Source organism: Bradyrhizobium genosp. P (assembly GCF_049949265.1).
In the GTDB taxonomy this organism is placed as follows: domain Bacteria; phylum Pseudomonadota; class Alphaproteobacteria; order Rhizobiales; family Xanthobacteraceae; genus Bradyrhizobium.
In genome coordinates this window covers 4,546,709-4,566,615 of record NZ_CP188195.1, presented here as the reverse complement: position 1 = coordinate 4,566,615, position 19,907 = coordinate 4,546,709, and the positions used below count along the sequence as shown (strand labels likewise).

At 64.4% G+C, this 19,907-nt stretch carries 19 protein-coding genes and 1 pseudogene; 13 read left to right on the top strand and 7 right to left on the bottom strand.

What is annotated here, in order from left to right:
• Positions 1–5: 5 nt before the first annotated feature.
• Complete coding sequence (locus ACP2YO_RS22025; RefSeq protein WP_426442669.1) at positions 6–419, bottom strand: hypothetical protein; 414 nt, start codon at positions 417–419, stop codon at positions 6–8.
• A gap of 133 nt (positions 420–552) precedes the next feature.
• The gene (locus ACP2YO_RS22020) at positions 553–1,287 is read right to left on the bottom strand and encodes a M15 family metallopeptidase (RefSeq protein WP_426442668.1); all 735 of its coding nucleotides are present in this window, start codon (positions 1,285–1,287) and stop codon (positions 553–555) included.
• 147 nt (positions 1,288–1,434) lie between these two features.
• Here ACP2YO_RS22020 and ACP2YO_RS22015 point away from each other — a divergent pair, with 147 nt between their 5' ends.
• Genes ACP2YO_RS22015 through plsY form a run of 3 tightly spaced genes read left to right on the top strand, consistent with a single transcriptional unit; the run spans position 1,435 to position 4,323 of the window.
• Complete coding sequence (locus ACP2YO_RS22015; RefSeq protein WP_426442667.1) at positions 1,435–2,388, top strand: aspartate carbamoyltransferase catalytic subunit; 954 nt, start codon at positions 1,435–1,437, stop codon at positions 2,386–2,388.
• Between the two features lie 4 nt (positions 2,389–2,392).
• A complete protein-coding gene (locus ACP2YO_RS22010; protein ID WP_426442666.1) occupies positions 2,393–3,694 on the top strand; it encodes a dihydroorotase in 1,302 nt (433 codons plus the stop codon).
• Between the two features lie 38 nt (positions 3,695–3,732).
• Entirely contained in the window at positions 3,733–4,323 is a 591-nt protein-coding gene (gene plsY, locus ACP2YO_RS22005) for a glycerol-3-phosphate 1-O-acyltransferase PlsY (protein WP_426442665.1), read from the top strand.
• Between the two features lie 109 nt (positions 4,324–4,432).
• Here plsY and ACP2YO_RS22000 read toward each other — a convergent pair whose 3' ends face one another.
• A complete protein-coding gene (locus ACP2YO_RS22000) occupies positions 4,433–5,671 on the bottom strand; it encodes an amidase (RefSeq protein WP_426442664.1) in 1,239 nt (412 codons plus the stop codon).
• A gap of 103 nt (positions 5,672–5,774) precedes the next feature.
• Between ACP2YO_RS22000 and ACP2YO_RS21995 the strand changes: the two genes are divergently transcribed.
• The 3 genes and pseudogenes from ACP2YO_RS21995 to dprA form a co-directional block, all read left to right on the top strand.
• Positions 5,775–5,888 carry a hypothetical protein gene (locus tag ACP2YO_RS21995; RefSeq protein ID WP_426442663.1) on the top strand — a complete coding sequence of 38 codons (114 nt, stop codon included), beginning with the start codon at positions 5,775–5,777 and terminating at the stop codon, positions 5,886–5,888.
• 344 nt (positions 5,889–6,232) lie between these two features.
• The gene (locus ACP2YO_RS21990; protein ID WP_426442662.1) at positions 6,233–6,475 is read left to right on the top strand and encodes a DUF6471 domain-containing protein; all 243 of its coding nucleotides are present in this window, start codon (positions 6,233–6,235) and stop codon (positions 6,473–6,475) included.
• A 437-nt stretch (positions 6,476–6,912) separates the two neighbouring features.
• Positions 6,913–7,928: pseudogene (gene dprA, locus ACP2YO_RS21985) on the top strand (DNA-processing protein DprA); the annotation flags it as partial.
• 138 nt (positions 7,929–8,066) lie between these two features.
• Here dprA and ACP2YO_RS21980 read toward each other — a convergent pair.
• The gene (locus tag ACP2YO_RS21980) at positions 8,067–8,471 is read right to left on the bottom strand and encodes a winged helix-turn-helix transcriptional regulator (RefSeq protein WP_426442661.1); all 405 of its coding nucleotides are present in this window, start codon (positions 8,469–8,471) and stop codon (positions 8,067–8,069) included.
• A 99-nt stretch (positions 8,472–8,570) separates the two neighbouring features.
• Here ACP2YO_RS21980 and ACP2YO_RS21975 point away from each other — a divergent pair, with 99 nt between their 5' ends.
• Positions 8,571–9,179: an FMN-dependent NADH-azoreductase gene (locus tag ACP2YO_RS21975; RefSeq protein WP_426442660.1), complete on the top strand. Its 609-nt coding sequence runs from the start codon at positions 8,571–8,573 to the stop codon at positions 9,177–9,179.
• Positions 9,180–9,258: 79 nt separating this feature from the next.
• Here the strand turns inward: ACP2YO_RS21975 and ACP2YO_RS21970 are convergent, their stop codons facing one another.
• Together ACP2YO_RS21970 and ACP2YO_RS21965 are read right to left on the bottom strand one after the other, a co-directional pair.
• Positions 9,259–9,441 carry a hypothetical protein gene (locus ACP2YO_RS21970; protein WP_426442659.1) on the bottom strand — a complete coding sequence of 61 codons (183 nt, stop codon included), beginning with the start codon at positions 9,439–9,441 and terminating at the stop codon, positions 9,259–9,261.
• 168 nt (positions 9,442–9,609) lie between these two features.
• Positions 9,610–10,383 (bottom strand): SDR family oxidoreductase, encoded by a 774-nt coding sequence (locus ACP2YO_RS21965; protein WP_426442658.1) that lies wholly within the window; start codon positions 10,381–10,383, stop codon positions 9,610–9,612.
• Positions 10,384–10,467: 84 nt separating this feature from the next.
• Here ACP2YO_RS21965 and ACP2YO_RS21960 point away from each other — a divergent pair, with 84 nt between their 5' ends.
• Complete coding sequence (locus tag ACP2YO_RS21960; RefSeq protein ID WP_426442657.1) at positions 10,468–10,962, top strand: winged helix-turn-helix transcriptional regulator; 495 nt, start codon at positions 10,468–10,470, stop codon at positions 10,960–10,962.
• Positions 10,963–11,586: 624 nt separating this feature from the next.
• Here ACP2YO_RS21960 and ACP2YO_RS21955 read toward each other — a convergent pair.
• A complete protein-coding gene (locus ACP2YO_RS21955; RefSeq protein WP_426442656.1) occupies positions 11,587–11,826 on the bottom strand; it encodes a hypothetical protein in 240 nt (79 codons plus the stop codon).
• Positions 11,827–12,053: 227 nt separating this feature from the next.
• Between ACP2YO_RS21955 and topA the strand changes: the two genes are divergently transcribed.
• The 5 genes from topA to ACP2YO_RS21930 all read left to right on the top strand — a co-directional run bounded on the left by topA (position 12,054) and on the right by ACP2YO_RS21930 (position 19,877).
• Entirely contained in the window at positions 12,054–14,810 is a 2,757-nt protein-coding gene (topA, locus tag ACP2YO_RS21950; protein WP_426442655.1) for a type I DNA topoisomerase, read from the top strand.
• Positions 14,811–17,183 (top strand): ribonuclease R, encoded by a 2,373-nt coding sequence (gene rnr / locus ACP2YO_RS21945; RefSeq protein WP_426442654.1) that lies wholly within the window; start codon positions 14,811–14,813, stop codon positions 17,181–17,183.
• Entirely contained in the window at positions 17,180–17,623 is a 444-nt protein-coding gene (locus tag ACP2YO_RS21940; protein ID WP_426442653.1) for a DUF983 domain-containing protein, read from the top strand. Before rnr ends, ACP2YO_RS21940 begins: the two co-directional genes overlap by 4 nt.
• A gap of 36 nt (positions 17,624–17,659) precedes the next feature.
• Positions 17,660–18,400 (top strand): NUDIX hydrolase, encoded by a 741-nt coding sequence (locus tag ACP2YO_RS21935; RefSeq protein WP_426442652.1) that lies wholly within the window; start codon positions 17,660–17,662, stop codon positions 18,398–18,400.
• Between the two features lie 151 nt (positions 18,401–18,551).
• A complete protein-coding gene (locus tag ACP2YO_RS21930) occupies positions 18,552–19,877 on the top strand; it encodes an LLM class flavin-dependent oxidoreductase (protein ID WP_426442651.1) in 1,326 nt (441 codons plus the stop codon).
• Positions 19,878–19,907 lie beyond the last annotated feature (30 nt).

The following is a 19,907-nucleotide window of genomic DNA, read 5'->3' as shown; positions in this document are numbered from 1 at the left end:
GCAGATCAGGACCAGCGCGTCTTGTCCGGCTTGGTCTTGGAGGCGAGGATCGCAAGCACGTCGCCGGCGTGCAGCGGCTTGCCGTTGGGGAAGGTTGCCGCCTGCAAGCTCGACATATGCGAAGCCCCATCCGCCGGCGAGACATAGGTGAACTGAACCTCAATCTTGTGCTTCACGTCGTAACCCTGCCACTTCGGATGCTCGCGGGTCAGTCGCTGGGCAAGGTCGCAAGCCAGCAGGTCGGAGGTGTGCGTCGTCTTGGTGACGGCCCCGCGGTCGACCTTTTCCATGTAGCATTGCTCGCTGACGGTGCTGACGCGTGCATCGACGCGCTGGTAATTGACCTTCTTGTCGTATTGGTCATACGCCGTCACGGCGACAACGCCGATGGCGATAATTGCAAAGGCTCCCAGACGCATCCGCGTGCTCCCGTGTCACCCGCATATCAAGCGACCGCTGCAATTAAGGAGTGTTGAACGCGCCACCACACGCTCCTGCGAGGGCAAGCTTTGTCTTGCGAAAATGCCTCGAATTTGAGGAAATCCGTCTGGATCAGCGCGGTCGCGTGATCGGGAAGTCGTAGGCCCGCCCACCTGCCCCGGGCAGCGAAAAGTGCCACCATTCCTTGGTGTAGTTCACAAAGCCCTGCCGGGTCATCGCCGCAACAAGCGTATTCCGCCAGCGCCGCTGCGCCGGCGTGATGGTAGCAGCGGCGGTGTGGCCTTTCGGGTCAGAACAATCGTAACCCGTGCCCATGTCGACGCTGCCCTCCGGTGCGCGCGCCGCGGCTGGCGCAATGCAGTCGGCATATTGCTTTTTCGGATCGAATTTTGCGGAATTGTCGGCGGAGAGATCGACCAGCGTGAGATCCACCGCAGCGCCCGTCGAATGCCCCGAATGCGTCGCGATGTAGCCGAGGCGGAACAAGTCGGCCTTGGAGAAGGTCGGGCTGTAGCGCCGCTCGGCGGCGGTTTCCTTGCCATTCCCCGACCAAGCCACCATGTCGGCGACCGCACGGGCCGGCCGGTAGCAGTCGAACATCTTGAGCGACAGTTTTTGCGGCGCGAGTTCCTGCTGCACACCCCTGAGGCGGAGTCCCAGCTCCCGGCGCACGACGCATTCCCCGGCGCCATAGCCCGCCATCGGCCGCCCCATGAAATTGTTCGATGAGGCGTAGCGGATATCCTGGATGATGGTGGGATCGATGTCGCGCAGGAACACGAAGCCGTCAGGCAGGCCCTGCGCGTGGGCGGATGCCACGGCGATCACGACAACGAGAGCCGTCATAAATCTCTTCATTGAAGTCCCATCCAATTCGTCATGACCGGGCATGGCCGCCCGAACGAGACCGGCAACATCATACTCGGGGATAACTCGTCCGGCCCCTCTTCGCGCTTGCCCCTTGGGCCATCCGCGCCTATAGCTCTCGCTTTAATGACCCCATCATTGAAATCGACTTTCGTCCTCGGTCACCGCCATCTGCTGGGCATCGAGGGCCTTTCCGCCGACGACATCACGGGCCTGCTCGACCTCTCCGAGGAGTATGTCGAACTCAACCGCCAGGTCGACAAGAAACGCGCCTCTTTGCGCGGCCGCACCCAGGTGAACCTGTTCTTCGAGGCCTCGACCCGGACCCAGTCCTCGTTCGAGATCGCCGGAAAACGGCTGGGCGCCGACGTCATGAACATGTCGGTGTCATCGATGTCCACCCGCAAGGGCGAGACGCTGATGGACACCGCGGTGACGCTGAACGCGATGCACCCCGACATCCTGGTGGTCCGCCACCACGCCTCTGGCGCAGTGGAGCTACTCGCGCGCAAGGTTGACGGTTCCGTGATCAATGCCGGCGACGGCGCCCACGAGCACCCGACCCAGGCGCTGCTCGATGCGCTGACCATCCGCCGCAACAAGGGCCGGCTCGAGGGGCTCGTGATCGCGATCTGCGGCGACGTGCTGCATTCGCGCGTGGCGCGCTCCAACATCCTGCTGCTCAACGCCATGGGCGCCCGCGTCCGCGTGGTGGCGCCCTCCACGTTGCTGCCGTCCGGCATCGACCGGATGGGTGTCGAGGTCGCGCGCGACATGCGCGAGGGTTTGAACGGCGCCGATATCGTGATGATGCTGCGGCTGCAGCGCGAGCGCATGAACGGCTCCTTCGTGCCGTCGACGGCCGAGTATTTCCACTATTTCGGGCTCGATCAGAAGAAGCTCGCTTACGCCAAACCGGACGCGCTGGTGATGCATCCGGGACCGATGAACCGCGGCGTCGAGATCGACACCTTCGTCGCCGACGGCGCGCAATCCTTGATCCGCGAACAGGTTGAAATGGGAGTGGCGGTACGCATGGCGGTGCTCGAAGCGCTCGCCCGCAACCTGCCGAACGCGTGACGCCATGCTGACTGACCGCAGACCGATCCTGCTCGCCAACGCCCGAATCATCGATCCCTCCCGCGATTTCGACGGCCTCGGCGACGTCCTGATTGCCGACGGCGTGATCCGCGACGCCAAGCGCGGCATCGGCGCCGCCGGCGTCCCTGAGGGCACCGACATCGTCAATTGCGCCGGCCAGATCGTGGCCCCCGGCCTGATCGACATGCGCGCCTTTGTCGGCGAGCCCGGCGCCAGCCACCGCGAAACCTTTGCCTCGGCGAGCCAGGCCGCGGCAGCCGGCGGCATCACCACCATCATCTGTCAGCCGGACACCTCGCCGGTGATCGACAATTCGGCGACCGTCGACTTCGTGATGCGCCGCGCCCGCGACACCGCGATCGTCAACATCCATCCGATGGCCGCCCTCACCAAGGGCATGCAGGGCCACGAGATGACCGAGATCGGCCTGTTGAAGGCCGCCGGTGCCGTCGCCTTCACCGACGGCGACAGGAGCGTCACCAACGCGCAGGTGATGCGGCGCGCCCTGACCTACGCCCGCGATTTCGACGCGCTGATCGTGCATCACACCGAAGATCCCAATCTCGTCGGCGAAGGCGTGATGAACGAGGGCGAGTTCGCAACGCGGCTCGGCCTTGCCGGGATTCCGACCGCGGCGGAATCGATCATGCTCGAGCGCGACCTGCGGCTCGCAGCCCTAACCGGCGGACGCTATCACGCGGCCTCGCTGACCTCGATCGAGTCGCTGGAGATCCTCAAGCGCGCCCGCGATGCCGGCATAGCCGTCTCGGCGTCGGTCTCGATCAACCATGTGACGCTGAACGAGAACGACATCGGCCCCTACCGCACCTTCCTGAAACTGTCGCCGCCGCTGCGCACCGAGGACGACCGCAAGGCGTTGGTGGCCGCGCTCGCCTCCGGGCTGATCGACGTCGTGATGAGCGACCACAATCCGCAGGACGTCGAGGTCAAGCGGCTGCCGTTCGCGGAAGCAGCCCACGGTGCGGTCGGCCTGCAGACCATGCTGGTGGCGGCGCTGCGGCTGATCCATAACAACGAGATGGATTTCAAGACGCTGATCCGCGCGATGTCGACGCGGCCGGCCGAACTGCTCGGCCTGCCGGGCGGCACGCTGCGCGCCGGTGCCCCGGCCGACATCATCGTGATCGATGCCGATACGCCCTGGGTGCTCGATCGCGACGATCTGAAATCGCTCTGCAAGAACACCCCGTTCGACGATGCCCGCTTCTCCGGCCGCGTGATGCGGACGATCGTTGGCGGACGGACGGTGTACGAACATGTGTAAACCGCGGCAGGTTCGCCGGGACGTCTGGAGCTGCGACCATGTCGGGTGATTGGTTTCTCATCGTAGCACTGCTGATCGGCTATCTGCTCGGCTCGATCCCGTTCGGCCTGATCCTGACACGGCTCGCCGGCACGCAGGATCTGCGCTCGGTCGGGTCGGGCAATATCGGCGCCACCAACGTGCTGCGCACCGGACACAAGGGCCTCGCCGCGGCGACCTTGATCGGCGATATGCTCAAGGGCACGGTCGCCGTCATCATCGCCGGTTCCTATGACGGCCCTGACGCGGCGATGCTGGCTGCGCTCGGCGCCTTCCTCGGCCACCTCTTCCCGATCTGGCTGAAGTTTCGCGGCGGCAAGGGTGTCGCGACCTATATCGGCGTGCTGCTAGGCCTGTTCTGGCCGGCGGCGCTGGTGTTTGCCGTGATCTGGCTGGCGACCGCCTTCACCAGCCGCTACTCGTCGCTGTCGGCGCTGGTCGCAGCCTTCGCGACGCCGATCTTCCTGTGGTGGTTCGGCCACGCCGCGCTGGCCTCGCTGTTCGCCGTGCTGACGCTGCTGCTGTTCTACATGCACCGCGAGAACATCAAGCGCTTGCAGGCCGGCACCGAAGGCAAGATTGGCAAATAGCGCCTTGTCATTCCGGCGCTCGCGTAGCGAGAACTATGGTGCGCAATTGCGCACCTGAGAATCTCGAGATTCCGGGTTCGATGCTTCGCATCGCCCCGGAATGACGGTGCTATCCTCTCAACGCATCCTCGACAAAACTCGCCGCCGCCAGCGCCCATGCGTCGGCACCGAACCTTCCGATCACGGTCACGCCGACGGGCAATCCGCCCTCGGCGATATCAGCCGTCACGTTGACGCAGGGCACGCCCATCAAGGTCCAGAGACGGTTGTAGCGGGGATCGCCGGTCGAGGCCAAACCCGCGGGCGCAGCCCCCGGCGCCGATAGCGTCAGCAGCACGTCGACCTCGTCAAACACCGCGGCAAGCACCTGCCGCGCACGCAAGGTGACGTCCATGGCCGCGTCATAGTGGGCCGGCGTGCCGCCCTTGCTCTCGTCGAGCCGGCCACGCAGCAGCGGCGGCATCGCATCGTAATTCTGCCCGTACTCCCAGGCGAACGACTGCTGCGCCTCGAAATCCTGCACGATCGGATGGATGCGCCAGGCCTCCGCGATGATCTCCGGCATCTCGAGTTCGCGCACATTTGCCCCGGCCTGCGCCGCGGCGCGCGCAGCCTTCTTCAGCGCCGCCGCGCCCGATGCCTCCGGTGCGCCGGCGAAGGCCTGCGTCACCACGCCGATGCGCGGCGCGGCAACATGCGCCGGCACCAAAAGCTCCGGCCGGTTGGTCATCGCCGATAGCCCTGCCGCAACATCGCGCACGCCGGCCGCAAAAAGTCCGACGGTATCGAGCGTCCACGAAAAACACTTCACGCCGACCGTCGGCAGCAGCCGGTAGCTCGGCTTGATCGCGGCGACACCGCAGAACGAGGCCGGCCGGATCACCGAGCCGCCGGTCTGCGTCCCCAGGGCCAGCGGAACCATCCCGGCGGCAACGGCCGCGGCCGAACCCGAAGATGAGCCACCCGGCGTATGCGAATGATTGTGCGGATTGACGGTCGCGGTCGGATCATTCGCCGCGAACGCTGTCGTCGTGGTCTTGCCGATGACGGTGGCGCCAGCGCGCTTCAACGCCATCACGACCGGCGCATCGGCCCGCGGCTGATGCCCGCGGTAAAGCACCGCGCCCATCTCGGTCGGGAAATCAGCCGTGTCGATGATGTCCTTGATGCCGACCGCAATGCCGCGCAACGGCCCGGACGATTGCGCACGCGCTCTTTGATCATGGCGGACAAAGGCACCGATCGTCCCGTCCTGCACCCGGATCGCTTCCAGCGCCTGCGCGATAGCCGCATTGGGCGAAAGCGCACCCTGTTCGATACGCTGCTGGAAGTCGGCAAGGGACATCATGGGCGCTGCATCCTGCTGCTGTCGGCTGTACCTAGCGCGTCGGGCCGGATGTGCCAATGCGCCCGTTGATCACAATCCCCTCTTGGGCGAAGCTGCATCCCGCATGCACGACCTCCCGCACAAGCTCTCCGACGCCGAACGGCTCAACCGTCTCAGGCTGATCCGCTCCGACAATGTCGGCCCGCGCGGTATTATGGCGCAAACGCCACCGGCCTAACGGCCTGTCCGTTCGCACCTGATGCCGTTCATTCAGAAAGGAATGAACGATGCGCGGGCTACAAGGGGCAATTTGGATCGCTATTTCAGTCCTTTGGGCTGAAGCTGCGCTAGGTTACGTGCCTGACCATATGCCATTCAAGCAGCGTGGCGGGATAGCTTATGGAGATTTTGTTCAGGTTGAAAGTTGGTACGCCCCCGCCGATGGGCTGGAGGGTCTTTCGTCGGTCTGCCGCGCATTGCCGCATCCTATCGAATGTGTTAGCTAACGGATATGAACCGTTTGACCGGAAGTCAAGCCCGGTCTATCATATTTGTTAGCTAACGGAATCGATAGGAGATGCCATGGTCCTACCCAAGGCGGAAGAGGAATGGGGCCGACGTGCCAGCGACTTCCTCAAGGCGGAAATGAAGAAGGCGAATGTCACCTATGCTGAGTTGGTGAAGCGGCTGAAGAAGCACGGCCTCAAAGAAGAGACCGAGGCGGGCATCACCATGAAGCTGAAACGAGGATCGTTTACGGCGATCTTCTTTCTTGCGTGCGTTGCAGCGCTTGAGCTTGAGCAGGTGGTGCTGGAGGAGATTTAATAATCCGGTACTTGCGCACCCGCTGACGGAGTAACTGTCTCCTAAGCGAATCAAGCGTTTATGGTAGGATTTACCGCTTCATATTGATTCAAGTTTACGCGGAGAGCGCTTCATGAACTCTCGGCATCTGAGACGGCAATCTGATTGGGTCATGGCGATTTGGTTCGCGTGGCTTACGTGTCTGGTCGGAATTGCGCTGCTTATATTCTTGCATTCCTAGGCTTCACCAAGACGCTTTGATCCGCGTCAAAATAACACTCGCGTTCCATCAAATCCGGGCGCACACTTTTTCCCCGCATCACAGGGGGAAGTGTCATGATCGAACAGCCCCATCCCGCTCCGTATTCAGTCGCCGCGCGCATCTGTCTTGGCGTTGCCATCCTTAGCGCCGCGCTGCTCGTTTTCCTGATGCCGGTGGCGTTTGCGCCATAATACCGGGCCCGCGCACTTTTGCATCTCTGCTCCGCCATTTCGGCGATGCGGCCAGCGCGCTGGAGCGGCTGCCCGATCTTGCGCGCCGCGGCGGCGCATCGGGACCGGGGCGCATCTGCAGCGCGGCCGACGCGGCCGCGGAGCTCGCCGCCTGCGAAAAGATCGGCGTCGATCTCGTCGCGCCTGATGAAGCTCATTATCCGCCACGCCTCGCCACCATCGATGACGCGCCGCCGCTGCTCGGCGTCCGCGGCCTGCTCGACACCCTGACGCGACCGATCATCGCGATCGTGGGCTCCCGCAACGCCTCCGGCGCCGGGCTGAAATTTGCAGGCACCCTCGCGCGAGATCTCGGCGACGCCGGCTTTGTCGTGATCTCGGGCTTGGCCCGCGGCATCGACCAGGCGGCACATCGCGCCACCGTCGCGAGCAGCACGGTCGCAGTGCTGGCCGGCGGCCACGACAGGATCTATCCGCCCGAGCATACGGACCTGCTGGCCGCACTGCTGGAGCATGGTGCTGCGATCTCCGAAATGCCGCTCGGCCATGTGCCGCGGGCGCGCGACTTCCCCCGCCGCAACCGGCTGATCTCGGGTGCTTCGCTCGGTGTGGTCATCGTCGAGGCCGCACATCGCTCGGGCTCGCTGATCATGGCGGCCGAACAAGGCCGCGAGGTGTTCGCGGTGCCGGGCTCGCCGATCGATCCGCGCGCCGCCGGCACCAACGGTCTGATCAAGCAGGGCGCGACGCTGGTCACCGAAGCCGCCGATGTCGTCAACGCGGTCACGCCGATCATGGAGCGGCCGATCATACTTGGCGCACGCGAGGACGGCGAGCCGCTGGATTTTTCAACCGCAGCCTCCGATCGCACCCGCATCATCGATCTGCTCGGCCCGACCCCGATCAGCCTCGACGATCTGATCCGGATGTATCGCCCGCGGTCGCGCGCACGGTCCTGCTGGAGCTCGAACTCGCCGGCAAGCTCGAGCGTCACGGCGGCGGATTGGTGTCGATGATTTAGCGCTGTGCGATTTAGCACGTAATCGTTTCCCCCGTCATTGCGAGCGAAGCGAAGCAATCCATCGCACCGCAGGCGCAGACATGGATTGCTTCGTCGCTATCGCTCCTCGCAATGACGCGGAAAGAGCCGAGCGCACAATTACTCCCCGTTCCGCCCGTCGAACCGGGTGCGCGCGCCCTGGATCTCCGGCAGATGCGCGAACGCCCATTGGCCGAGCGCCTTCACCGGTTCGGCCAACCCTCGTCCAAGATCGGTCAGCTCATAGTCGACCCGCGGCGGAATGGTCGGGAATACCGTCCGCGTCACGAGGCCGTCGCGCTCCAGCCCGCGCAAGGTGAGCGTCAGCATCCGCTGCGAGATGCCGGCGATGGTGCGCTTCAGCTCATTGAAGCGCAGCGGCCCGTCGATCAGCATCATGATCACGAACACGCTCCATTTGTCGCCGATCCGCGCGAGCACACTGGCGACCGCGCGGCAATCGCTGTGGTCGCCGCCGGGCGGGGGCGGCGGCAGGGCAGGCACACGGATGTTCTCGGGTCTCATGGCTGTGCTCAGGTTTCAAAAATGTGCGTTCTTGCAGAGATTTAAGACAGTCACTCATATAGCGCCAGTTACAAATCCATACCAAAGGTGGAACCTGCCATGAAACTCCTGCATCTCGATTCCAGCGTCCTCGGCCCTCACTCCGTCAGCCGCCAGGTCTCCGCCGCCGCCGTTGACCGGCTGCGTCAGGCCAATCCTGGCCTCGCCGTGACCTATCGCGACCTCTCCGTGGCCCCGCTTGGCCACCTCACCGGCCTGCACCTGGCCGCCGGCCAGGGCGCCACTCCGGAGCCCTCGTTGCGCGACGACATCGCCGCGGGGCAGACCGTGCTGGAGGAGTTTCTGGGCGCCGACATCGTCGTGATCGGCGCCCCCATGTACAATTTTACGATTCCGAGCCAGCTCAAGGCCTGGATCGACCGCATCCTCGTCGCCGGCAAGACCTTCAAATACAGCGCGGCCGGCGTCGAAGGGCTGGCAGGCAACAAGCGCGTCATCGTCGCGATCTCGCGCGGCGGCTTCTACGGCGCCGGCACGCCGATGGCCGCGCTCGAGCATCTCGAAACCTATCTGCGCGGGGTATTCGGCTTCATCGGGGTGAAGAACCTTGAATTCATCTCGGCCGATGGCATCCAGGTCGGCCCAGAGCATCGCGAAAAGGCCGTCGCCAGCGCGTTGCAGGCCGCAGGCAGCCTGAACGCCGCCTGATACCAAAAATGGCCCGCCGTCGCTTCGGCGACGGTGGGGGATTTGTTCAGGTCGCGGCGTATTCGTTCAGGTCAGTACCTCAGAACCAGGCGCCCTGGACTCCGTAAATCACAGCGACAAGCGAGATCAGCAGACCGATGCCCGAAAACAGCGCGACCGTCACGAGTTGCGACGTGTCTGAATTTTCGGCGGCCGATGACTCGGATGAAACCGGAACCGACGCCGGCATGCGGGTAGCCTTGGGCGCAATTGCTTTGAGCATGATGGCACTCCAAATGAATCCGTAGTGAAAAAATCCCCGCCCTATGGGGAGTCCCATCAACCTAGACCAAGGTTCAACGCGTTTTTGTGGCGTTCAAGAAAACATCCGAAAATAATTCGACCGGCGTGACATCAGTCACGCCGGTCCGCTCGAACAATCGGAAATGATTCAGCCGCGATAGATCGGCGCGCCCGCAGGCGATGCCGTCGCGCCGCCGTCGACGAACAGTTCCTGCCCCTGCACATGGGCTGAATCGTCCGAGGCCAGGAACAGCACCGTCTTCGAAATATGATCCGGTTCACCAAGACGTCCGAGTGGCGTCGTCTTGGCGATCCGCGCCTCGAAGATCTTCTCGGCTTCCGGCGTCGCGGTGGCGACGCCCCAGATCGGGGTACGCACCGCGCCCGGCGCCACCACGTTGACGCGGATGCCGCGCGGCGACAGTTCCGACGCCATCACTCGCGCCATCGCGCGCACGCCGGCCTTGCTCGCCGCATAGGCCGCATAGCCGGGATTGCCGAGCACCGAGATCACCGAACCGTTGAGGATGATCGACGCGCCGTCGTTGAGATAGGGCACCGCCGCCTGCACGGTGAAGAAAACGCCGGTGAGATTGGTCCGGATCACGTTCTCGAACGCCGCGAGCGTGGTGCCGCCGAGCGGCGTATGGCCGGGGATGCCGGCGTTGGCGAACACGATGTCGAATTTGCCGAATTTTTCCGCACCCTGCTTCACCGCGGCCTCCAGCGCCGCGACGTCGGTGGCGTCGGCCACGATCGCAAACCCGTTCGGCCCGAGTTCCTTGGCCGCCGCCGCCAGTGTCTCCTTGTTGCGACCGGTGATGACGACTTTCGCGCCCTCGGCCGCGAACAGTTTCGCGGTCGCAACCCCAATGCCGCTGTTGCCGCCGGTGATCAACGCCGTCTTGTTCGCCAGTCTCATGTCCGCCTCCAATTCAGTTGCATTATTAAACCTGATTGCCTAGCTAGAGTATGCAGTTTAATATTGCAACCACACAAAGCCGTGATGGCGCATCTTTCGGGAGACGTGGCGGTGAAACGAACCAGCCTTGCAGGCGACGGCTGTCCGGTGGCGCGAGCACTCGATGTGTTCGGCGACTGGTGGTCGCTCCTGATCATCCGCGACGCGAGCCTTGGCCGGCGCCGCTTCGGCGAATTCCAGGCGAGCCTCGGCCTTGCGAAAAACATCCTCGCGAGCAGGCTGCGCACACTGGTCGAGCGCGGCATTCTGAAGATGGTCCCCGCCTCTGACGGCAGCGCCTATCAGGAATATGCGCTGACGCCGAAGGGGCGCGGCATCTTCCCGATCCTGGTCGCGCTCCGGCAGTGGACCGAGGAGTTCGACGAGCATCCGGACGAGATTGCAACGATCCTGGTCGACCGCAACACCGGCAAGCCGGTGAAGAAGCTTATGCTCTATTCACAGGACGGCCGCGTGCTTGACGCCGCCGGGACCACGCTGAAGCCGCGGCCCGCGAAGCGCCAACGCGTGACCGCATAGCGTTACTCTCGACCCGAACGGCGCCAATCACTGATTTGCCCGACGGCGCAAGCCCTCTGCTTAAAAATATTTCGGTTTATCTGAAGCAAAAACTAGTGTATGAATTTGCCCGTCCCACCCGATTGAGGGGCGAGCGCACGTCACGAACGCGCGGTGGGATGCGGTGGACGCCGAGTGCGCAACAGACGAGTGCGCATGAAGCGGACGGCGAAGTCGTGTGGTCCTGACGCTGCAATGCAGGCAGAAAGTCCGTGAGAAGCTGACGCTTCTCAGGGGCGACGGTGGCAACAAAGCGCTCACCGGGGAGAGCACGAAGGAAACCGTAACACCATCGCGCAGGGAAAGCCGGCGTTCCCGGTTACACCTGTGGTCCTACCCCGGTGCTTTCTGTTGCACCGGGCCCATGGGTGCGATCGGCACCCGGCTTTCCCTGCGCCCTCTATCAAGCGAGAGGGCAAACGAAATGCAAAGCTCGGACAAATCATGTCGCGAGAACGCGCAACCACACCCACCGCTGTCATCGCCCGCGAAAGCGGGCGATCCAGTACGCCGCGGCCCCTCCGCTCAATCACAACTGCCTCTGGAATACTGGATCGCCCGCTTTCGCGGGCGATGACACTGACCTCACGACAGCCTGCGCCGGCTCCGCACGCGCAATTGCTCGTCGGCTTCCAGCCGGGCCATCGCGCGCAGATGGTCGAGAATTTCGAATTTGTGGCGCTGGGCCAGTCTGGCGAGTTCGGTCACGGCTGCCGCGATCAGGACCAGGGCGTCATCCGGGCCGCCCTCCCCACCTGTATCGTCGTCCGCCGATCGACGCCGGCCGAATGCTTTGCGCTTCCGGCCGCCTTCTGTTCTGCTCAAAAAGGCTACTTCCCATCCACCAGTATAAAGAGAGATACGCCGTTTCCGGCCGCAACTCTAGGACGTATTTTTCAACTCTGGGGATAGGATTTTCCCGCCCAAACCCGCTCTTTCAATATCTGCCGATTTGACAGGGGCCGCCCCAGCACCCATGTTCGCCCCGACATGGCGGGGCGCGAGTTTAGCGGAACCCGCCTTCAAGTTTTCCCATAAACCATTGGAATGACATGAATATCGTCATTGTGGAGTCGCCGGCCAAGGCCAAGACGATCAACAAATATCTGGGCGCCTCCTACGAGGTGCTGGCGTCGTTCGGCCATGTTCGCGACCTCCCGGCCAAGAACGGATCGGTCGATCCGGACGCCAATTTTCAGATGATTTGGGAGATCGACGACAAGGCCGCCGGCCGGCTCAACGACATCGCGAAGGCGCTGAAGGGCGCCGACCGTCTGATTCTCGCAACCGACCCCGATCGCGAGGGCGAGGCGATCTCCTGGCATGTGCTGGAGGTGATGAAGGAGAAGCGCGCGCTGAAGGACCAGAAGGTCGAGCGCGTGGTGTTCAACGCCATCACCAAGCAAGCGGTCACGGACGCCATGAAGGCGCCGCGCCAGATCGACGGTGCGCTGGTCGACGCCTATATGGCGCGCCGCGCGCTGGACTATCTGGTCGGCTTCACGCTGTCCCCCGTGCTGTGGCGCAAGCTGCCCGGCGCGCGCTCGGCCGGCCGCGTGCAGTCGGTCGCGCTGCGGCTGGTCTGCGACCGCGAGCTGGAGATCGAGAAGTTCGTCCCCCGCGAATACTGGTCGCTGGTTGCCACCCTGCTGACGCCGCGCGGCGACGTGTTTGAGGCGCGTCTCGTCGGCGCCGACGGCAAGAAGATTCAGCGGCTCGACATCGGCACCGGCGCGGAAGCCGAGGATCTCAAAAAGGCGATCGAGGCCGCCCTCTTCAAGATCGCGACCGTCGAGGCCAAGCCGGCGCGGCGCAATCCGCAAGCGCCATTCACCACCTCGACGCTGCAGCAGGAAGCCAGCCGCAAGCTCGGCTTCGCACCGGCGCACACCATGCGCGTCGCGCAGCGTCTTTATGAGGGCATCGATATCGGCGGCGAGACCACCGGTCTCATCACCTATATGCGAACCGACGGCGTGCAGATCGATCCGTCGGCCATCACCCAGGCGCGCAAGGTGATCGGCGAGGATTACGGCAACGCCTATGTGCCGGATGCGCCGCGCCAGTACCAGGCCAAGGCCAAGAACGCCCAGGAAGCGCACGAAGCGATCCGCCCGACCGATCTGTCGCGCCGGCCCGCTTCGATCGGCCGCCGGCTCGATGCCGACCAGGCGCGGCTGTATGAGCTGATCTGGAAGCGCACCATCGCAAGCCAGATGGAATCGGCGGAGCTCGAGCGCACCACCGTCGATATCGAGGCCAAGGCAGGCTCCCGCACACTGGAGCTGCGCGCCTCGGGTCAGGTCATCAAGTTCGACGGCTTCCTCGCGCTCTATCAAGAGAGCCGCGACGACGAGGAGGACGAGGATTCACGCCGCCTGCCCGCGATGAGCGAAGGCGAAACCGTGAAGCGCCAGAGCCTCGCCGTCACCCAGCATTTCACTGAGCCGCCGCCGCGCTTCTCGGAAGCCTCGCTGGTGAAGCGGATGGAAGAGCTCGGCATCGGCCGTCCCTCGACCTACGCCTCGATCCTGCAGGTCCTGAAGGACCGCGGCTACGTCAAGCTGGAGAAGAAGCGGCTGCATGGCGAGGACAAGGGCCGCGTCGTGGTCGCGTTCCTGGAGAACTTCTTTTCGCGCTATGTCGAGTATGACTTCACCGCCGATCTCGAGGAGCAGCTCGACCGCGTCTCCAACAACGAGATTGCCTGGCAGCAGGTGCTGAAGGATTTCTGGACCGGCTTCATCGGTGCCGTGAACGACATCAAGGACCTCAGGGTCTCCGAAGTGCTTGACGCGCTCGACGCGATGCTGGGTCCGCACATCTATCCGCCGCGCGCGGATGGCGGCGATATCAGGCAGTGCCCGACCTGCGGCACCGGCCGGCTCAATTTGAAGGCCGGCAAGTTCGGCGCCTTCGTCGGCTGCTCGAACTATCCGGAATGCCGTTACACCCGTCCGCTCGCCGCCGACAACGCCGAGAGCGCCGACCGCATCCTCGGCAAGGATCCCGACACCGGGTTCGATGTCGTGGTCAAGGCCGGCCGCTTCGGTCCTTACATCCAGCTCGGCGAGCAGAAGGATTACGCAGAGGGCGAGAAGCCGAAGCGCGCGGGCATTCCGAAGGGCACCTCGCCCGGCGATGTCGACCTCGAGCTTGCGCTCAAGCTGTTGTCGCTGCCGCGCGAGATCGGCAAGCACCCGGAGACCGGCGAGCCGATCATCGCGGGCCTCGGCCGCTTCGGGCCGTTCGTCAAGCATGAGAAGACCTATGCCAGCCTCGAGGCCGGCGACGAGGTGTTCGACATCGGGCTGAACCGCGCGGTGACGCTGATCGCGGAGAAGGTGGCCAAGGGGCCGAGCGGCCGCCGCTTCGGTGCCGATCCCGGCAAGCCGCTCGGCGATCACCCCTCGCTCGGCGCGGTCGCGCTGAAGAACGGCCGCTACGGCGCTTACGTCACCGCTGGAGGCGTCAATGCGACGATCCCGAGCGACAAGACGCCCGACGAGATGACACTTGCCGACGCGATCGCGCTGATCGACGAGCGCGCTGCCAAGGGCGGCGGCAAGAAGGTCAAGAAGGCGAAAGCCGCGAAGCCGGCGAAAGCCGCTGCTGCAAAGGCTGATGGCGACGCCGGGGCCAAGCCCGCCAAGAAGGCCGCGGCGAAGAAAGCCGCCGCAAAGCCGAAATCGGACGCGGTCAGCAAAGCGCGCGCGCCGGTCCCGTCAGCCGCCAAGACCTCAGCCGCGAAGCCTGCGGCACCAACCAAAGCACCCGCGAAGAAGAGCGCCGGCAAGGCAAGAGGATAAGTGAAACCAAAACACGACCATGGCTTTCCGGCCCGGGACGCCATCGTCGCATTCATCCGCGCCAATCCAGGCAAGGTCGGCACCCGCGAGATCGCCCGCGAGTTCGGCCTGAAGAACGCCGACCGCGCCGAGCTGAAGAAGATTCTGCGCGAGCTCGCCGACGACGGCACGGTCGCCAAACGCGGCCGCAATATCCTCCAGCCGGCCGCACTGCCCCCGACCGTGCTTGCCGACATCACCGGCCGCGACAGCGACGGCGAATTGATTGCCACCCCCGCCGAGTGGGACACCGAAGACAGCGGCCCCGCGCCCAAGATCCGCATCGAGACGCCGCGGCGCCCGAAGCCCGGCACCGCAGCCGGGGTGGGCGACCGCGCGCTGTTGCGGGTCGATGTATCGGACGAAAGCGACGGTACGCCCTATCGCGGCCGCGTCATCAAGGTCATCGACCACGCCCGCAGCCGCATTCTCGGCATCTTCCGCCGCAACCCTGACGGCAGCGGACGGCTGATCCCGGTCGACAAGAAACAGGCCGGCCGCGAACTCAACATCGCCACATCAGATACCGGCGGCGCGGAGGATGGCGATCTCGTCAGCGTCGACCTGGTGCGCAGCCGCGGCTACGGGCTTGGCTCCGGCCGCGTCAAGGATCGCCTCGGCTCGCTGTCGAGCGAGAAGGCGATCAGCCTGATCGCGATTCACGCCCACGACATTCCGCAGGTGTTCTCACCCGCAGCTATCAGCGAGTCCGAAGAGGCAGAACCCGCAACGCTGCAAGGCCGCGAGGATTGGCGCGACGTGCCGCTCGTCACCATCGATCCGCCCGACGCCAAGGATCATGACGACGCCGTGCATGCGGAGGTGGACGGCGATCCGAACAACAAGGGCGGCTATATCGTCCATGTCGCGATCGCCGATGTCGCCTTCTATGTGCGGCCGGGCTCGGCGCTCGACCGCGACGCGCTCCTGCGCGGCAACTCGGTCTATTTCCCCGATCGCGTCGTGCCGATGCTGCCGGAGCGCATCTCCAACAATCTGTGCTCGCTGGTGCCCGGCGAGCCGCGCGGCGCGCTCGCGGTGCGCATGGTCATCGGGGCCGACGGCCGCAAGCGCTCGCATACCTTCCATCGAGTGCTGATGCGCTCGGCTGCGAAACTCAGCTACGCGCAGGCGCAGGCCGCGATCGACGGCAGGCCCGATGACACCACCGGTCCCCTGCTCGATCCGATCCTGAAACCACTTTGGACGGCCTACGAGCTGGTCAAGCTCGCACGCAACGAGCGCGACCCGCTCGATCTCGATCTGCCCGAGCGCAAGATCCTGCTGAAGCCCGACGGCACCGTCGATCGCGTGGTGGTGCCGCAGCGGCTTGATGCGCACCGGCTGATCGAGGAGTTCATGATCCTCGCCAACGTCGCCGCGGCCGAAATGCTGGAGAAGAAGAATCTCCCGCTGATCTACCGCGTGCACGACGAGCCGAGCCAGGAGAAGGTCCACAATCTCCAGGAATTTTTGAAAACGCTCGATCTGCCCTTCACCAAATCGGGCGCGCTGCGGCCCGCGCAGTTCAATCGCGTGCTGGCGCAGGTCTCGGGCGAGGACTACGAGCCGCTGGTCAACGAGGTGGTGCTGCGCTCGCAGGCGCAAGCCGAATATTCCGCCGAGAACTACGGCCATTTCGGCTTGAACCTGCGCCGCTACGCGCATTTCACCTCGCCGATCCGCCGCTACGCCGATCTGATCGTGCATCGCGCGCTGATCCGTGCCTTGGGCCTCGGCGAAGGCGCGCTGCCACCGGACGAATCCGTGGAGACCCTTGCCGAGATTGCGGCGCAAATATCCGTCACCGAGCGCCGCGCCATGAAGGCGGAACGCGAGACCTCCGATCGGTTGATCGCGCATTTCCTGGCCGACCGCATCGGCGCGTCGTTCCAGGGTCGCATCTCCGGCGTGACCCGCGCCGGCCTGTTCGTGAAGCTCGATGATACCGGCGCCGACGGACTGATCCCGATCCGCACCATCGGGAGCGAATATTTCAACTATGACGAAACCCGCCATGCGCTGATCGGCTCGCGCAGCGGCGTCATGTACCGGCTCGGCGACGTCGTCGACGTGCGTCTGGTCGAGGCCGCGCCCGTAGCCGGCGCGCTGCGGTTTGAGCTATTATCCGAAGGTCAGGCCATTCCGCGTGGCGGAAGACGCGGACGCGATGGCGCAAGGTCCGAGCGGCGTGTCACGGGACCTGCCAAAGGATTTGCCAAGGAATTTACCGGGGGATCCGCCAAGCCGCATCCGGAAAAGAAAGCGCATAGCAACAAGAAGGGCCGCAAGCCGGCGAAGCAAAAGTCCGGCAAATCCAAACGAGGCAAATGATGGAAACGGTGAACCCGCCGACCGTTGTCTGGACCCGCGACACAGCGCAACCGGAAAAGCGAGACGTGTGGACCGCGATCAAGCGCGGCTTCCGCGGCCGCTGCCCGCGCTGCGGTCAAGGCAGACTGTTCCGCGCGTTCCTCAAATGCGACGGCCACTGCCCGGTCTGCGACCTCGATTTCACGCCGCATCGGGCCGACGACCTGCCCGCCTACCTCGTCATCATCATCGTCGGTCATATCGTGGTACCGACGGCGCTGTGGATCGAGACCGATTATTCGCCGCCGGTGTGGCTGCAGCTCTCGATCTATTTGCCCTTCACCTTCTTCGCATCGCTCGCGCTGCTGCAGCCGGTGAAAGGCGCCGTGATCGGACTGCAATGGGCATTGCGCATGGGCGGCTTTGACGAAAATGCCCCTAGCGACATCCCGCCGGTCTAGCTAAACCGGGCGACAAGAAGAGCCGAAAGGGATGAAATGACTGAGACTGCCGCTCCCGTCCACCAAGGGGAAAAAGAAGCCGATCATCATCCGTACTTCCGGCCGAAGGATGCAGCGACGCTGATTCTGATCGACCGCTCCGGTGCGAAGCCGAAAGTGCTGGTCGGCAAGCGCCACGACAAGGTGGTGTTCATGCCGGGCAAGTACGTCTTCCCCGGCGGCCGCGTCGACAAGGCCGACAACCGCGTGCCGGTCGCCGCATCGATCACACCCGAGCTCGAAGCCAATCTCCTGAAGGGCAGCCCGAAGATCACCCCTGGCCGCGCGCGTGCGCTCGCCAATGCCGCAATCCGCGAGGCCTGCGAGGAGACCGGTCTCTGCCTCGGCCGCAAGATCGAGAGACCAACCAAGCTCGACGGCCCCTGGGCTCCGTTCGCCGATGCCGGCCTGCTGCCCGATCCTTCCGGCCTGTTCCTGATCGCGCGCGCGATCACCCCGCCCGGCCGCGTCCGCCGCTTCGACACCCGCTTCTTCACCGCCGATGCCTCGACCATCGCGCATCGCGTCGAGGGCGTTGTGCATGCCGACGCCGAGCTGGTCGATCTGGTGTGGGTCGAGATCGGCTCCGAGCCGCTCGCCGATGCGCACGCCATGACCAAGAATGTGCTCGCCGAGCTCGACCGCCGTCTCGCCACCGGCCCACTCCGCCACGACGCAGCCGTGCCGTTCTTCCATTTCTACGGCGGCAAGATGCAGAAGGATGTGTTGGGGGCGTGAGAGTTGGTTCGTCATTCCCCGGTGCGCAATTGCGCACCGGGGAATGACGATGTCGAGAGATCGACCAAAAACAAAATAATCTTCCCGATGGCGCGCCGCGAACCGCCTCCCTATCTGTTCAGCTAACGGTATCAACGACGGAACGGGGCCAATGGCGAAGCGTCAACTGAAGCTCGGCGCGTTCATGCGGCCGGTCAGCATCCACACCGGCGCTTGGCGCTATCCCGGGTCGTGGCCTGACGCCAATTTCAACTTCGCCCATATCAAGGCGCTGATCCGCAAGCTGGAAGCCGGCAAGTTCGACGCTTTCTTCATGGCCGACCATCTGGCCGTGCTCAACATGCCGGTCAATGCGCTGAAGCGCAGCCACACCGTGACATCGTTCGAGCCGTTCACGCTGTTGTCGGCGCTCTCTTCCGTCACCGAGCATATCGGCCTGATCGCGACCGGCTCGACCACCTTCGATGAGCCCTATCATGTCGCCCGCCGCTTTGCCTCGCTGGACCACATCTCGGGCGGCCGCGCCGGCTGGAATATCGTCACGACGTCCAATCCCGATGCGGCGTTGAATTTCGGCCTCGACGATCACATGGAGCATGCCGAGCGCTACAAGCGCGCCCGCGAATTCTATGACGTCGTCACCGGGCTGTGGGATTCCTTCGCCGACGACGCCTTCGTGCGCGACGTCGAGTCCGGGCTGTTCTTCGATCCCTCGAGGATGCATGTGCTCGATCACAAGGGCAAATATCTCTCGGTGCGCGGTCCGCTCAACATCGCCCGTCCCGTGCAAGGCTGGCCTGTGATCGTGCAAGCCGGCGCGTCCGAGGACGGCAGGCAGCTTGCGGCCGAGACGGCGGAGGCGGTCTTCACCGGCGGCGGCAGCCTTGCCGATGGACAGAAGCTTTATGCCGACATCAAGGGCCGCATGGAGAAGGTCGGGCGCGATCCCGAGCATCTGAAGATCCTGCCCGGCGCCTTCGTCGTGGTCGGCGACAGCGTCGAGGAAGCCAAGGAGAAACGCGCGCTGCTCGACAGCCGCGTGCACTATGAGAGCGCGATCGCCTCGCTCTCGGTGATCCTGGGCACCGATGCCTCCGGCTTTGATCCCGACGGGCAATTGCCGCCGATCCCGGAAACCAACGCGAGCAAAAGCGGGCGCCAGCGCATGGTCGACGTTGCCGCGCGCGACAAGCTCACCGTGCGCCAGCTCGCGCAGCGTGTCGGCGGCTATGGCGGGCTCGCTTTTGTCGGCACGCCGCAAACCATCGCCGACCAGATGGAGGAATGGCTGACGGGCCGCGGCAGCGACGGCTTCAACATCATGTTCCCCTATCTGCCGCAGGGGCTGTTCGAGTTCGTCGACAAGGTGGTGCCGGAACTGCAGCGGCGCGGGATTTTCCGCACCGAATACGAGGGGCGGACCTTGCGCGAGAATTTGGGGCTGCCGCGGCCGAAGAACCGGTTCTTCGAGGGTTAATCGGCCCGAATTGAACCGCTTTCGCCCCGG

What these genes read in the sequence shown, in the direction of transcription:
- ACP2YO_RS22015 (WP_426442667.1), top strand. Translation starts at nt 1,435, where the DNA reads ATGACCCCATCATTGAAATCGACTTTCGTCCTCGGTCACCGCCATCTG.
- ACP2YO_RS21935 (WP_426442652.1), top strand. Translation starts at nt 17,660, where the DNA reads ATGACTGAGACTGCCGCTCCCGTCCACCAAGGGGAAAAAGAAGCCGAT.
- ACP2YO_RS22025 (WP_426442669.1), bottom strand. Translation starts at nt 419, where the DNA reads ATGCGTCTGGGAGCCTTTGCAATTATCGCCATCGGCGTTGTCGCCGTG.
- ACP2YO_RS21930 (WP_426442651.1), top strand. Translation starts at nt 18,552, where the DNA reads ATGGCGAAGCGTCAACTGAAGCTCGGCGCGTTCATGCGGCCGGTCAGC.
- ACP2YO_RS21970 (WP_426442659.1), bottom strand. Translation starts at nt 9,441, where the DNA reads ATGCTCAAAGCAATTGCGCCCAAGGCTACCCGCATGCCGGCGTCGGTT.
- ACP2YO_RS21980 (WP_426442661.1), bottom strand. Translation starts at nt 8,471, where the DNA reads ATGAGACCCGAGAACATCCGTGTGCCTGCCCTGCCGCCGCCCCCGCCC.
- ACP2YO_RS21960 (WP_426442657.1), top strand. Translation starts at nt 10,468, where the DNA reads ATGGCGCATCTTTCGGGAGACGTGGCGGTGAAACGAACCAGCCTTGCA.
- plsY (WP_426442665.1), top strand. Translation starts at nt 3,733, where the DNA reads ATGTCGGGTGATTGGTTTCTCATCGTAGCACTGCTGATCGGCTATCTG.
- ACP2YO_RS22000 (WP_426442664.1), bottom strand. Translation starts at nt 5,671, where the DNA reads ATGATGTCCCTTGCCGACTTCCAGCAGCGTATCGAACAGGGTGCGCTT.
- ACP2YO_RS21975 (WP_426442660.1), top strand. Translation starts at nt 8,571, where the DNA reads ATGAAACTCCTGCATCTCGATTCCAGCGTCCTCGGCCCTCACTCCGTC.
- ACP2YO_RS22010 (WP_426442666.1), top strand. Translation starts at nt 2,393, where the DNA reads ATGCTGACTGACCGCAGACCGATCCTGCTCGCCAACGCCCGAATCATC.
- ACP2YO_RS22020 (WP_426442668.1), bottom strand. Translation starts at nt 1,287, where the DNA reads ATGACGGCTCTCGTTGTCGTGATCGCCGTGGCATCCGCCCACGCGCAG.
- ACP2YO_RS21940 (WP_426442653.1), top strand. Translation starts at nt 17,180, where the DNA reads ATGATGGAAACGGTGAACCCGCCGACCGTTGTCTGGACCCGCGACACA.
- ACP2YO_RS21965 (WP_426442658.1), bottom strand. Translation starts at nt 10,383, where the DNA reads ATGAGACTGGCGAACAAGACGGCGTTGATCACCGGCGGCAACAGCGGC.
- ACP2YO_RS21995 (WP_426442663.1), top strand. Translation starts at nt 5,775, where the DNA reads ATGCACGACCTCCCGCACAAGCTCTCCGACGCCGAACGGCTCAACCGT.
- topA (WP_426442655.1), top strand. Translation starts at nt 12,054, where the DNA reads ATGAATATCGTCATTGTGGAGTCGCCGGCCAAGGCCAAGACGATCAAC.
- ACP2YO_RS21990 (WP_426442662.1), top strand. Translation starts at nt 6,233, where the DNA reads ATGGTCCTACCCAAGGCGGAAGAGGAATGGGGCCGACGTGCCAGCGAC.